Source organism: Rhodococcus sp. BP-261, assembly GCF_019835205.1.
Classification (GTDB): Bacteria; Actinomycetota; Actinomycetes; order Mycobacteriales; family Mycobacteriaceae; genus Rhodococcoides; species Rhodococcoides kyotonensis_B.
The window spans coordinates 77,255-89,757 of record NZ_JABUCO010000007.1; the positions used below are offsets into that span (position 1 = coordinate 77,255).

Annotated in this window: 14 protein-coding genes; 7 read left to right on the top strand and 7 right to left on the bottom strand. The window is 65.6% G+C overall.

Annotation, left to right across the window (positions count from 1 at the left end):
* Positions 1-33: 33 nt before the first annotated feature.
* Together HQ354_RS10775 and HQ354_RS10780 are read right to left on the bottom strand one after the other, a co-directional pair.
* Positions 34-426 (bottom strand): hotdog domain-containing protein, encoded by a 393-nt coding sequence (locus tag HQ354_RS10775; protein ID WP_068429760.1) that lies wholly within the window; start codon positions 424-426, stop codon positions 34-36.
* Complete coding sequence (locus HQ354_RS10780) at positions 423-908, bottom strand: hypothetical protein (protein WP_068429758.1); 486 nt, start codon at positions 906-908, stop codon at positions 423-425. The genes HQ354_RS10775 and HQ354_RS10780 overlap by 4 nt, the downstream gene beginning before the upstream one ends.
* 101 nt (positions 909-1,009) lie before the next feature.
* On the opposite strand from HQ354_RS10780, the gene HQ354_RS10785 reads away from it, so the two are divergent.
* From HQ354_RS10785 to HQ354_RS10800, 4 genes are all read left to right on the top strand, one after another.
* A complete protein-coding gene (locus HQ354_RS10785; protein WP_068429756.1) occupies positions 1,010-1,858 on the top strand; it encodes an alpha/beta fold hydrolase in 849 nt (282 codons plus the stop codon).
* Positions 1,812-3,065 carry a multidrug effflux MFS transporter gene (locus tag HQ354_RS10790; RefSeq protein ID WP_068429754.1) on the top strand — a complete coding sequence of 418 codons (1,254 nt, stop codon included), beginning with the start codon at positions 1,812-1,814 and terminating at the stop codon, positions 3,063-3,065. Before HQ354_RS10785 ends, HQ354_RS10790 begins: the two co-directional genes overlap by 47 nt.
* A 5-nt stretch (positions 3,066-3,070) precedes the next feature.
* Positions 3,071-3,919: an alpha/beta fold hydrolase gene (locus HQ354_RS10795; RefSeq protein WP_068430083.1), complete on the top strand. Its 849-nt coding sequence runs from the start codon at positions 3,071-3,073 to the stop codon at positions 3,917-3,919.
* 82 nt (positions 3,920-4,001) lie between these two features.
* On the top strand, positions 4,002-5,168 hold the full coding sequence (locus HQ354_RS10800; protein ID WP_254303597.1) for a hypothetical protein: 1,167 nt from the start codon (positions 4,002-4,004) through the stop codon (positions 5,166-5,168).
* On the opposite strand, the gene HQ354_RS10805 is transcribed toward HQ354_RS10800, so the two are convergent.
* Positions 5,169-5,741 carry a dihydrofolate reductase family protein gene (locus HQ354_RS10805; protein ID WP_167676497.1) on the bottom strand — a complete coding sequence of 191 codons (573 nt, stop codon included), beginning with the start codon at positions 5,739-5,741 and terminating at the stop codon, positions 5,169-5,171.
* A gap of 78 nt (positions 5,742-5,819) precedes the next feature.
* On the opposite strand from HQ354_RS10805, the gene HQ354_RS10810 reads away from it, so the two are divergent.
* Positions 5,820-6,386: a TetR/AcrR family transcriptional regulator gene (locus tag HQ354_RS10810; protein ID WP_068429748.1), complete on the top strand. Its 567-nt coding sequence runs from the start codon at positions 5,820-5,822 to the stop codon at positions 6,384-6,386.
* A gap of 172 nt (positions 6,387-6,558) precedes the next feature.
* On the opposite strand, the gene HQ354_RS10815 is transcribed toward HQ354_RS10810, so the two are convergent.
* The gene (locus tag HQ354_RS10815; RefSeq protein WP_068429745.1) at positions 6,559-8,124 is read right to left on the bottom strand and encodes an aldehyde dehydrogenase family protein; all 1,566 of its coding nucleotides are present in this window, start codon (positions 8,122-8,124) and stop codon (positions 6,559-6,561) included.
* 115 nt (positions 8,125-8,239) lie between these two features.
* Here HQ354_RS10815 and lat point away from each other — a divergent pair, with 115 nt between their 5' ends.
* Positions 8,240-9,562, top strand: a complete 1,323-nt coding sequence (gene lat / locus HQ354_RS10820; protein ID WP_068429744.1) for an L-lysine 6-transaminase — start codon at positions 8,240-8,242, stop codon at positions 9,560-9,562.
* Here the strand turns inward: lat and HQ354_RS10825 are convergent.
* Complete coding sequence (locus HQ354_RS10825; protein ID WP_068429743.1) at positions 9,550-10,167, bottom strand: class I SAM-dependent methyltransferase; 618 nt, start codon at positions 10,165-10,167, stop codon at positions 9,550-9,552. The genes lat and HQ354_RS10825 overlap by 13 nt on opposite strands.
* Before the next feature lie 137 nt (positions 10,168-10,304).
* On the opposite strand from HQ354_RS10825, the gene HQ354_RS10830 reads away from it, so the two are divergent.
* On the top strand, positions 10,305-10,652 hold the full coding sequence (locus HQ354_RS10830; protein WP_068429742.1) for a PLD nuclease N-terminal domain-containing protein: 348 nt from the start codon (positions 10,305-10,307) through the stop codon (positions 10,650-10,652).
* Between the two features lie 27 nt (positions 10,653-10,679).
* Here the strand turns inward: HQ354_RS10830 and HQ354_RS10835 are convergent, their stop codons facing one another.
* Both HQ354_RS10835 and HQ354_RS10840 read right to left on the bottom strand, forming a co-directional pair.
* The gene (locus tag HQ354_RS10835; protein ID WP_068429741.1) at positions 10,680-11,468 is read right to left on the bottom strand and encodes an ABC transporter ATP-binding protein; all 789 of its coding nucleotides are present in this window, start codon (positions 11,466-11,468) and stop codon (positions 10,680-10,682) included.
* Positions 11,465-12,499 carry an iron ABC transporter permease gene (locus tag HQ354_RS10840; protein ID WP_068430075.1) on the bottom strand — a complete coding sequence of 345 codons (1,035 nt, stop codon included), beginning with the start codon at positions 12,497-12,499 and terminating at the stop codon, positions 11,465-11,467. Before HQ354_RS10840 ends, HQ354_RS10835 begins: the two co-directional genes overlap by 4 nt.
* Positions 12,500-12,503: the final 4 nt, after the last annotated feature.

Below are 12,503 nucleotides of genomic sequence, written 5' to 3' on the forward strand. Positions count from 1 at the left end.
CCGGACAGTACCGTGACGTCCGGCCGACCGGAGTCAGGGCAGCCGAACGACGGCGGACCCTGTGGCACACAGTCTTCCGTCCTCCGTGTGCTCCTCCAGCTCGAGGTGGGCGACACCGTCCTGCACGTCGATCACCCGACCCGACACCGTGAGGGTCTCACCGACGTATGCGGGAGCGCGGTTCTGCCACGACAGTGCGGTCACCGTACCGCCCTGCCCGGCCGCCCGAGCAGCGGCACGATGGAACAACGTCCCCTGCAACTGGGCCATCACGACCGGCCTCTCCAAGCCGTCCGAGGCGGCGTGGACCGCGTCGTAGTGAATGCGGTGCGCATTGTGCGTCGTCGCCCCGAAACGGAGGACGCGGACGGGATCGGTTGCGAGAACCACCGTTTCGATGGCGCCCCCGGCCTGAATCGCGTTCATCGGACGATGAAGGTCTCGCGAACACGCGCCAGCGTGCCCGCACCGGACGAGACGTAGTCCTTGACCGTCTCGAGGAGCAGAAACTGCGAACCGGTTCGACCTTTGACGGTGACCGCATCGAGATTGCGTACTGCGTCGACGGTTTCACCCACCACCGGCTCTGCAAGAAACTCGATCGCCTGACCGCCTGCCATCAACCGCACGTCGAGTCCAGCAGTACCGGGCACCTCGTCCGCGAACATTCCGTCGGGACGGTAGTCGTCGTCGACGCCTCCCTGGTGACCGCGCAGCATGCTCAGCAGGTACATCGGGTGCACGGCGAAATCCGCGCGCGTCGGGTCCAGGTATCGGGGCTCGTCGACGGCGGCTGCACGCGCGAAGGCCACCGCATGATCGGCGGACAGCGTTCCCAGCGAACGCGATTCGCGCACACCGACCACGGCGCGTGCCCGTTCCTCGGCAGTGTGTAGGTCAGGATTCATAGCTCGACGGTAGGTCACGTCCGCGGCCACGGAACGAACCCCGGCCCGGAGAGTGGACCCGTTCCCTTTCCGTCGATCACCCGACGCGGTGGAATGACGCCATGGCACAACGACCCCCGAGCCAGTACGCCACGGCGGACGGCGTCAAGTTTCACTATCACGATCTCGGATCCGGCGATCCGGTCATCTTTCTTCACGGAGGTGGTCCTGGCTGCACGGCCTGGTCGGACTTCGGCCCGGTGGCCCCGATGTTCGCGTCGACGCGGCGCGCGATTCTCGTCGACATCCCGCAGTACGGGCTGTCCGACAAGTGCACCATCGAAGGGCCGATGTGGGATTTCCACGCGGCCAAGATGGTGGCCCTTCTCGACGAACTGGGAATCGACCGTGCCGATTTCGTCTGCAACTCGTGGGGAGGCACCATTGCCCTCAACCTCGCAGCGAAGTACCCGACCCGCGTTCGCTCGCTCGTCGTCACCGGCAGCATGCCCGTCTTCTACGGCCCGCTCGCTCCGCTTCCCGAGGGTGGCCGACGCGGTAGGAACGCGCGGGACGTCTACTACGGCGGCACCGGCCCCTCCCGCGAGAAGATGCGGGAACTGATCACCCGCCTCGAATGGTTCGACGGCGATGCGCTCCCGGACGAGACCGTCGACATGCGCTACGAGCAGAGCCTCGACCCCGACGAGATGGCCTTGGCGGCCGCGTCGGACAACCCACGAGGCGAATGGCAGGACCTCACAGCCGAATTGGGGCAGATCGAAGCCCCGGTGCTGTTCGCGTGGGGAATGTACGACGACTTCCTGACGCCCGACTACCCGCTGATGCTCGCGCGCATGGTTCCGCGAGGCCAGCTCTACGTCATGGATCGGGCATCACATCATCTTCAGGAAGAACGGCCACATGACTACCACGCCGTCGTCGCAGGATTCCTCGACCAACAGCACTGACACCACCACACCGACACCACAGGGCTGGACGCGCTTTCGGCTCGTCCTCGTCCTGGGTGCGGTGACCGCCCTCGGTCCGTTCACCATCGACATGTATCTGTCGGCGTTTCCGTTCATCGCCCACGACCTGGGTACGTCGGACGAGCTGGTGCAGTTCACACTCACCGGCTCGCTCGTCGGTTTCGCATTGGGGCAGTTGATCATCGGGCCGCTGTCCGACGCATTGGGCCGCCGTCGTCCGCTGATTGCCGGTTCCGCGATGCATGTCGTCGCATCCGTGGGATGCGCTGTCGCCCCGACGATCGAGACGCTGGCGGCGCTGCGCGTGCTGCAGGGTCTCGGCGCGGCCGCAGGTACCGTACTGGCACTCGCGGTGGTGCGTGACCTGTTCGACGGGCACGCTGCGGCCGTCGTCATCTCCCGATTGATGCTGGTGATGGGAGTTGCGCCGGTGTTGGCGCCCACTATCGGCGGACTCGTCGTCTCCCTCGCGTCGTGGAGATCGATCTTCTTCGTGCTCGCGCTCCTCGGGCTGATCTCCGTCGCGCTCGGAGTGTGGGCGATGCCGGAGACGCTGCCGCCCGTCAAGAGGCATCGACCTCGGATGCGCGTCATGGCGAGGAACTATCGAACGTTGTTCTCTGATTCGCCGTACGTGCGGATGGTGATCGTGTGCGGATGCGGTCGCATCCTCATGTTCTCGTACATCGCATCGTCTCCGTTCGTGCTGCAGAATCAGTTCGAGCTCACCCCGGGACAGTTCGGAGTGTTCTTCGCCTGCGGCGCAGCGGTGTTGATCGGATCGTCGCAACTGAACGTGGTACTGCTGCGGCGGTGGAGCCCGTACGGAATACTCCGGGCGTCACTCGCGGCGGGAACGCTGGTCGGCGGCGTCTTCGTCGTTCTCGCTGCAACGGAGACAGGTGGCCTCGCGGGGTTCGGTGTTCCCGTCCTCCTTCTGCTCGCCGTGATGGGGTCCGTCATGCCGAACGCTCCCGCGCTCGCACTCGCCCGCCATCCCGACACCGCAGGCACGGCATCGGCACTGATCGGCGGATTCCAGTTCCTGTGCGCCGCCGCCGCCGCGCCGGTCGTCGGGCTCCTGGGTAACAATGCACTGGCAACAGCGTCGATGATGGGCGTAGCGGCAGCCGTCGCTCTCGGTCTCGTCGTCACGACCCGTCCCCTCGCCGGGGCTGAAAGGTGACAAGGTTGAACACGCGTTCGCGTTACGTCGATTGCCCGATCGGACAGATCCACGTGGTCGAAGCCGGCGACGGCCCCGCCCTGCTGCTGCTGCATCAGGCGCCGCGCTCGGGCGACGAGTTCCGCGAATTCATACCGCTGATGGCCCGTGAGCATCGCGTGATCGCCATGGACATGGTCGGCTTCGGGGCCAGCGTCAAAGTGCCTGCACCGCAATCCATCGAGCTGTACGCACGCGGCGTCCACGAGCTCCTGCACGAGATCGGGATCGACGAGGTGAGCCTTCTCGGTCACCACACCGGCGGACTGGTCGCACTCGAGGTCGCCTCCGCGGCCGGGAACGGCGAAGTGAGTACCGACGTGACCGCGCTGGTGCTGTCGTCGTGCCCGTTCACCGGCCCGGAGCGTCGTGCACGTCCCGAGAATCCCGACGGCGTCGACAAGGCGAACATCTCCGACGACGGCACGCATCTGAACACGTTGTGGAACAAGCGGCGTCCCTACTACCCGCAGCCGTCCGCGGATCTGTTGAACCGCTTCGTGCACGACGCGCTGACGTACGGCGTCGACCCGGCAGAGGGACATCGGGCGTGCGACCGCTATCGCATCGAGGACCGAATCGGTCTCGTCACGGCGCCGACACTCCTGCTCGGCGCGTCGGACGATCCGTTCGCGATGCCGAACATCGCGCCGCTCGAGTCCGCTCTGTCGCAGGTGACGCGGGTGGAGACAACCATCGTGGAGCACGGGACGGTCGCGCTGTTCGAACGCAAGGCCGACGAGATCTCCGCCGTCGTGCAGCCGTTCCTCCACCGCGCGGCCGCCGACCGCGTAGGGGTGCATTTCGCTCCCTGATTCGACGATATTCGCGAAGATCCCGCATATCCGGTCGAGTAAGGGAGCGAAATACTCGGGGCGCCCGGTTACCATCTCCCGCGTGGCGGCAAACGGCGTGGACCCGAGGGCACGGCTGGCATACCTCGTGCTCGAACGCATCCGGGTCGAGGGCGGCGCCGACCCGATGTACGACTCCGAGAATTTCGCCGTCTACTACGGCCGCGACGCGGTGCTCTACCTGGACAATCTGTTCGCCGAGACCGCCGCGTACGGGGAAGCCGAGCTGTCGGCCCACATCGAACACTTCGTCGCCACGATGATCGAAGCGAACGACGCCCCCGGCAGCTGGGACGTCGCGCTCCCCCGTCTGCGCCCGGTGTTGAAACCGTCGACGTACACGATCGGCGCGCCCCCACCCGGCCTCCTCGTGTCGCGACGCGTGTTCCCCCTCGTCGACGAGCTCGTGGCCGTCGACACCCCGGGCCGGCGCACCATCGTTTCCTGGGAGACCATCTCCGAATGGGGCGTCGATCCCGCCACCGTGTTCTCCGCAGCCCGATCCAATCTCGCGACGATCACGGTGCACGCCGATCCGACGAAGGGCCGCGCGATACAGCGTCTGGTCGACAGCGGCAGCAACTACTTCACGTCCTGGTTGCTCGACCCGGGCTGGCTCGCGTCGCATCGATCGCGATTCGGTTGTGCACCTGTGGCTTTCGTTCCCGACGTCGACACGATCTACGTCGTTCCCGGTGACGACGAGGAGATCCTCGCCCGACACTTCTCGATGATCGAACATCAGTACACCCACACTGCACGCGGGCTCTCGCCGCAGGCGTACACGGTCGACGACGACGGACACATCGTCACCTTCGACACCGTACGGCCCGACAGCGCCGAGGCCGCGCGGGCACGGTGCGTGCACATCGCGAGGGAGTACGACGCTCAATCCGTTTGGCTGCGCGGACAATACGATCTCGACGGCACCACCATCACGATCCGGTCCGCAGCGGTGATCACGACGCCGTTCGGTCCACGCACCGTCACCATCTGGGACGAGGGCGTCGACTGCACGCTCCCGCGAACGGATCTCGTCGCATTCGCCGGTCGCGCGTCGGACATGTTCTACGTGCAGTTCGAGGACGTCGCACGCATCACCGGAATCGAGCCCATGCCGGGTATGGAACCCGCCCGCTTCCGTGCTGCGGCCTGGCCGTCGCACGACGTCGTAGAACAGCTTCGGGCGCACAGCATCTCGGTGGAGTGATCACCGTTCGATCGTGTACTCGTTGATCACGACGCCGGATTCGTACGGTGTGCTCGCGACCAACCGCGCGGTAGTGACGTCGTACTCTCGCTCCGCGAACAACTTCTTGCCCGACCCGAGCAACACCGGGTTGACCTTCAGAATCAGCCGATCGATCTCGTCGATCAGCGACGACGCGAGTTCCCCGCCACCGCACAGGTAGATACCGCTTCCCTCCTCCATCTTCAGCTTCCGCACGACGGTCACCGGATCGTCCGACGTCACCGTGACACCCGGCTCGTCGATCGAATGGTTGCGCGTGAACACGTACTGCCGCAGGTGCGCATACGGATCGGTGGCGCCCGCGGGCAGCCCGGCGGCGTACGTGTTCCACCCCATCAGCACGGTGTCGAACCGTGTGAGCGGTGCCGTGAGACCGAGCGCCTGCAGCCCCAGCGTCGGGACGGTGTCGGTGTATTCGCGCAGGATCATGTCGATGTGATCGCCCTGTACCGGAAATGCGTCGAAGGTGTCGTCGGGTGCCGCGATGTACCCGTCGAGACTGACGGCGACGTAGTAGACCAGTTCTCGCATGGGTTCTCCATTCACGACGTCTGTAGTGGTTCAAGGAGCAGACTACGACATCTGTCGTGGTTGCGCTAGCCTTTTCCCGTGGCACGCAATCCGCAGAGACGGTCGGAGCTCGCCGACGCCGGCCTGCGCGTCCTCGCACGTGAGGGCGCCCGCGGTCTGACGCATCGCGCGATCGACGTCGAGGCAGCCGTCCCCCGGGGCACGGCGTCGAACTACTTCAAGACGCGCGAGGACGTCATCGCGGGCTTGATCGAGCGCATCGGGGAACGCCTCGCACCCGACCCGACGGTGCACGCGCCGCTCGCCGAGCGAGTGCCGAGCGCCGAGTTGTTCGCCGACTACGTCCGCGACATCGTCGCGCGTCTGATCGACAATCGCGACGTGACGCTCGCGCTGTTCGAGCTGCGGCTGGAGGCGTCGAGACGTCCCGAGGTCAGGGAGCTGCTCGGCGACTGGCAGCGATCGGGTTTCCGCGCGGACGTCGAATTCAACCATGCGGCAGGCCTACCGGGCGGCGCGAAGGAGGTTGCGCTGTTCCACTACGCGATCGACGGATTGCTGTTCGACCGACTGACGATGCCGATCGACCCGGAGACGTCGACCGACGAGATCGTCGACGCACTGGTGCAGGGATTGATGCGCTGACGCACACCCCTTGTATGGGTCGTTCCTGCAGGCTCCACTCCCGTTGTATGGGTCGTTCCTGCAGGCTCCACTCCCGTTGTATGGGTCGTTCCTGCAGGCTCCACTCCCGTTGTATGGGTCGTTCCTGCAGGCTCCACTCCCGTTGTGCGTGGTTGGTTGCCCTATGGTTCGACTATCCATGCACGGGCGCGAAGCGCACTCCCTGCGCGAGCGGCAGTTCGTTCGAGTAGTTGACCGTGTTGGTCGCCCGGCGCATGTAGGACTTCCATGCGTCCGAACCCGATTCGCGTCCGCCGCCGGTTTCCTTCTCACCGCCGAACGCGCCACCGATCTCCGCTCCGGACGGGCCGATGTTGACGTTCGCTATGCCGCAGTCCGATCCGGTGACCGACAGGAACCGCTCGGCTTCTCGAAGATCCGTCGTGAAGATCGACGACGAAAGCCCCTGCGGCACATCGTTGTGCAGCGCGATGGCCTCGTCGAGGGTGTCGTAGGTGAGCACGTACAGAATCGGAGCGAACGTCTCGTGCCGCACGATGTCCGCCTGGTCCGGCATCGAAATGATGGTCGGCTGAACGTAGTACGCGTTCTCACCGAAATCGTCGACGCGCTGTCCGCCCGCTCGGATCTCGCCACCCGACGCGACTGCCGCGTCGATCGCCTTCTTGAACCCCGCGAACGCGGGCGCATCGATCAGCGGCCCGACGAGTGTGTCCGACTCCAAAGGCGAACCGATGGAGAGTGATTCGTAGGCCTGTGCGATGCGATCGACGAGTTCGTCGGCGATCGACGAGTGCACGATGACGCGTCGCAGCGACGTACACCGTTGTCCGGCAGTGCCTGCCGCCGAGAAGACGATGCCGCGCGTCGTGAGATCCAGATCCGCCGACGGCGTCACGACGGCCGCATTGTTGCCACCGAGTTCGAGCAGCACGCGCCCGAAGCGCTGGGCGACGCGAGGGGCCACCTCGCGTCCCATTCGGGTCGACCCCGTCGCGGACAGCAGCGCGACACGCGAATCGTCCACGAGCGCTTGCCCTGCGACGCGATCGCCGATGAGCAGTTGCGCGACCTTCGGGTCCACACCGGCCTTGGCTGCCGCACGCTGGAACAACGCGTGGACGCCGAGTGCGGTCAACGGCGTCTTCTCCGACGGCTTCCAGACGACGGTGTCACCGGCGACCAACGCCAGCACCGCATTCCAGGACCACACGGCCACCGGAAAATTGAACGCCGTGACGACGCCGACGACGCCGAGCGGGTGCCACTGTTCCATCATGCGATGGCCGGGTCGCTCGGTCGCGATGGTGTTGCCGTAGAGCTGACGGGACAGTCCGACGCCGAAGTCACAGATGTCGATCATCTCCTGGACCTCGCCGAGGCCCTCGGACACGATCTTTCCGGCTTCGATCGACACCAGTGCGCCCAGATCGTCCTTGTGCTCGCGCAGCAGTTCACCGAGTTCGCGAATCAGCCCGCCGCGTACCGGGGCAGGGACCGTCGACCATTCGGCGAAGGCGGTCCTTGCGTCGGCCAGCACCGCGTCCACGTCCGACGCGTCGGCCGCGCGAAGCGACGCGAGATTTCCGCCCGTGATGGGCGATCGGGCGACGATCGTCTCGTGCGAGCGCGGAACGTCGAGATCCACGTCGACGCCGAGACGCTCCAGGATGGCGCGAGTCCTGACGCTCAGTTCGTCGTGGCTGACGGTCGAAGACTGGTCGCCGAGGACAGACATGGCACTACCTTTCGGTGGGGAACGACGACTACGAACGTAATCGACGCGGTGTTCTACCGGATATTTTCCTGCAAAAAGCCGTTGATTACGAAATTTCGGCGCGTATCTTGGTTTCATGACGCAGGTATTACATCGCCAGGAGATCCGCGCCGACGACGTGCACGACACTCTTCGTCGCCACATGCTCGCCGACGGTTTCGAGGTGGTGCTCGACCTCGATGCGTCGCGCGGATGCACGCTCGTCGACGCGCGCGACGGCACCGAGTACCTCGACCTGTTCACCTTCTTCGCGTCGTCCGCGCTGGGAATGAACCATCCCGGTCTGGTCGACGACGCAGCGTTCCGCGCCGATCTGATGCAGGCCGCCGTCAACAAGCCCAGTAATTCCGACATCTACACCGTCGCGATGGCTCGGTTCGTCGACACCTTCTCGCGCGTTCTCGGCGATGCGCGTCTGCCGCATCTGTTCTTCGTCGAGGGCGGCGGCCTGGCCGTAGAGAACGCGTTGAAAGTCTGCTTCGACTGGAAGTCACGCTGGAACGAGGCGCACGGGATCAGTTCCCCAGGCAGCCAGGTCATGCATCTCGAGCACGCGTTCCACGGGCGCACGGGATACACGATGTCGCTCACCAACACCGACCCGAACAAGGTAGCCCGCTTCCCCAAGTTCGACTGGCCCCGAATTCCGTCCCCGTTCATCGGATCCGACGTCGACATGGATGCCGTCGAGGCCGACGCCCTCACCGCGGCCCGCGTCGCGTTCGAGGCCAATCCGCACGACATCGCCTGCGCCATTGTCGAACCCATCCAGGGCGAAGGCGGTGACAATCACTTCCGCCCGCAGTTCCTACAGCAGCTACAGGACATGTGCCACGAGTTCGACGCACTGTTCGTCGTCGACGAGGTGCAGACGGGCGCCGGAACGACCGGAACCAACTGGGCCTTCCAGCAACTCGGCCTGAACCCCGACGTCGTGGCCTTCGGCAAGAAAGTCCAGGTCTGCGGGATCATGGCCGGCGGACGCGTCGACGAGATCGCCGACAACGTGTTCGCCGTGTCGTCGCGTCTGAACTCCACATGGGGCGGCAACCTCACGGACATGGTGCGTGCGCGTCGAATCCTGGAGGTCATGGAATCGGAGCAGCTCGTCGCGCGAGCCGCGGTGCTGGGCGAGCATCTGCTGACCAGGTTGCAGGGTGCGGCCTCGCGGCATTCGGCGATCACGCAGGTCCGTGGCCGCGGTCTGATGTGCGCCTTCACGATGCCCGACGCGGCCTCGCGCGACCGACTCCTCGACGATCTTCGCGTCGTCGAACATGTTCTCGTCCTCGGTTGTGGGGAGCGAGCCGTACGGTTCCGGCCTGCGCTGACGGTCACCGAGGACGAACTGGATCGGGGTGTGGACGCGATCGAGCGGTGTCTGACTCAGGCCGGGTAGTACCCCTCGGCCCAAGCACGGCTGGCAGGCGGCTCGACGACGTCGACCGGCACGCCGTCGCGGTAGTAGCTCCGGTGGACGACGGACCCGGCCTCGACGGCTTCCTGCCACGCCTGGGTCGGCCCTTCGCCGAACCACAGCCACGGGGTGATGTCGTCCATGACGACAACGGTCTCCGGAGTGGCCAGCGAACGCAGGTCGGCGAGGTCGGCGCGGGCACCGTCGAGCGAATGGTCCCCGTCGACGAAGATGACGTCGAACCGCATGTCGGGATACTTGGCCGCGAATTCCTTGATCGTGGAGTGCGAGTCGCCCTGAATCAGGGTGTGGCGGCCGGGAAACAGTTCGTCGATGTGTTCCTTCGCGGCCGCGCTGTAGGCGTAACCGGCCAGGTCGAACGAGTACACGACCGTCGACGAGGACGCCGACAGGAACGCCCAACTGGAGAAGCCCGCATTGAATCCCACTTCGCACACGAGCTGCGTACCGGGCCTGGCCGCCAGGGAAGCCAGGTAGTTCAGCTCCGACTCGTCCGCCCCGTACTCGAAAGGCTCCCCCGCGGTCACCGTTTCCTTCACCATCGCCTCGAGCTGTTGCAGACCCACGGACGCCTCCTGTCGTCGATTTCTCGAAGCGGTCGATACCGCAAACCCGGCGTCGGTAAACCGAGGCCTGTCCTTCCCGACGATTCCCTGTATGGTTCTCCTGGCTAAATACCGCCTGGTCTGTAGGAGGACGAACGGTGCCGTACCTGGGCTTGCTCATCATGATCCTGTGGGTGTTCTGTCTGATCGACGTGATCACGGCCGACGAGGGCGGCGTCCGGCACCTGCCGAAGATGATGTGGCTGCTGCTGGTGATCTTCATCCCGCTCGCGGGGTCGATCGTATGGCTGCTCGTCGGCAGGCCAATCGGTGGCGGTATCTGGGGTGGGGCAGGCGTGCCGCAGCGACGCAGCAACTCCGCGTATCCCGAGTACGACACCCGGCCCGGCCGCGCCGTCGGAACCACACCCGAGGCCGACGCGGAATTCCTGCGTCAGTGCCGCGCCCGCGCCGAGGAGCAGCGACGAAAGGCCAGGGGCGAGTAGCGGACGTGCGCGCGAATGTACAGCCCGCTATACATTCGCGCGCACGTGCCCGGTGCGCCGACGATACGTGACCTGCAGATACGTCCCCGACTCGTCGAGTTCGACGTCGGCGTGCACGTTGTAGACCTCCCGCACCAGGTCCGCGGTGATGACGTCGACCGGCGTTCCCGTCGCCACCACCCGACCGTCGCGCAGCACCACGATCCGGTCGCAGAACATCGCCGCCAGATTGAGATCGTGCAGGGCGATGAAGCTGGTCAGCGGCAGTTCGGCAACCAACGCCAGTATGTCGAGCTGATGTTGGATGTCGAGGTGATTGGTCGGTTCGTCGAGCAACAACTCCGTTGGCTCCTGCGCCAACGCCCGTGCGATCTGCACACGTTGACGCTCACCGCCGGACAACGTGTGCCACAACCGGTCCGACTTCGACGTCATCCCGGTGTTCTCCAGGGCGCGTGCGATGGCACGATCGTCGGCGGCCGCGTCGCCGCCCAACAGTCCCTGATGCGGAATGCGACCGAGCCGCACGACGTCCCGCACGGAGATGTCGACGTCGGTGGTCGCATGCTGATCCACCATCGCCACCCGCCGCGCTATCTGCTTGCGTCGCAACGACATCATCGCGTCGCCGTCGAGTGTCACCGAGCCGTGGTCGGGCGTCACGATGCCGGCGAGGATGCGCAGGAGCGACGACTTGCCGGACCCGTTGGGGCCGATCAAGCCCACGGTCTCCCCCGCCGTGGGCTCGAAATCGACGCCGTCCAGGATCGTGTGCCCCGAGCGAGCCCACCGAATTGCTTTGCCACGAATGGTCATCGAGCCCTCCGCATCCGAAACAGAATGACCGCGAACGCAGGAACACCGATCAGCGCGGTCACCACGCCGACCGGAATCTCCTGCGGTTCGAACAACGTGCGTGCGACGGCGTCGACCCACACCATGAAGATGGCGCCGACGAGAACCGTCGTCGGCAACAGACGCCGATGTCGCGAGCCGACGAGGAACCTGGCCGCATGCGGCAGCACGAGGCCGACGAATCCGATCGCCCCCGCCGCGCTGACGAGCATCGCCGTGATCAACGCCGTGATGACGAGCAGAAGAACACGAATCCACTTGACGGACACACCGAGCGACGCGGCCGCGTCGTTGCCGAACGTGAAGGCGTCGAGCGCCGACGCGTACAGCAAGCAGACGACGATGCCGACCGCGCAGACGGTGCCGCACAGGACGACGTCGTCCCAGTCGGCACCGCCGAGTGAGCCGAGCAGCCAGAACAGAACCCCTCGTGTCTGTTCTGCGTCTGCCGACGAGATCACGATGAACGACGTCAGGGCCGAGAACAATTGCGTCCCAGCCACTCCTGCGAGGACGACGCGATCAGTGCCACCTCCCGCACCCGCGGCGAGCAGCATCACCAACACGAACGACAGCGCCGCCCCGACGAACGCCCCCGACGACAACGACAGCATGCCGCCGCCGACGCCGAGCACTGCCACCAGCACCGCCCCCGTCGACGCTCCGGACGAGATACCGAGAACGAACGGATCCGCCAACGGGTTTCGCAGCAACGATTGCATGATCGCGCCGCACAGCGCGAGCCCCGCGCCGCAGATCGCCGCCAGCAACGTCCGAGGAAGCCGTAGTTCCCAGACGATGCCGTCCTTGATCCTGCTGACGCCCGAATCACCGAAACCGATGTGCTGCAACACCACTCGGTATACGTCCGAGATGGACAGATCGGCGGGACCGATGGTGATCGCCAGAGCGATCGACAGTGCGAGAACGACCACCCCACCGAGCAGAAGCGGGGCGAGTACGCTCCGCTTCTGCCTCGGCCGCTCCAGCACCGAC

Bases quoted from the DNA above. Each gene is read 5' to 3' on its own strand.
- HQ354_RS10790 (WP_068429754.1), top strand. From the start codon at position 1,812: ATGACTACCACGCCGTCGTCGCAGGATTCCTCGACCAACAGCACTGAC.
- HQ354_RS10815 (WP_068429745.1), bottom strand. From the start codon at position 8,124: ATGTCTGTCCTCGGCGACCAGTCTTCGACCGTCAGCCACGACGAACTG.
- HQ354_RS10785 (WP_068429756.1), top strand. From the start codon at position 1,010: ATGGCACAACGACCCCCGAGCCAGTACGCCACGGCGGACGGCGTCAAG.
- lat (WP_068429744.1), top strand. From the start codon at position 8,240: ATGACGCAGGTATTACATCGCCAGGAGATCCGCGCCGACGACGTGCAC.
- HQ354_RS10780 (WP_068429758.1), bottom strand. From the start codon at position 908: ATGAATCCTGACCTACACACTGCCGAGGAACGGGCACGCGCCGTGGTC.
- HQ354_RS10775 (WP_068429760.1), bottom strand. From the start codon at position 426: ATGAACGCGATTCAGGCCGGGGGCGCCATCGAAACGGTGGTTCTCGCA.
- HQ354_RS10805 (WP_167676497.1), bottom strand. From the start codon at position 5,741: ATGCGAGAACTGGTCTACTACGTCGCCGTCAGTCTCGACGGGTACATC.
- HQ354_RS10835 (WP_068429741.1), bottom strand. From the start codon at position 11,468: ATGACCATTCGTGGCAAAGCAATTCGGTGGGCTCGCTCGGGGCACACG.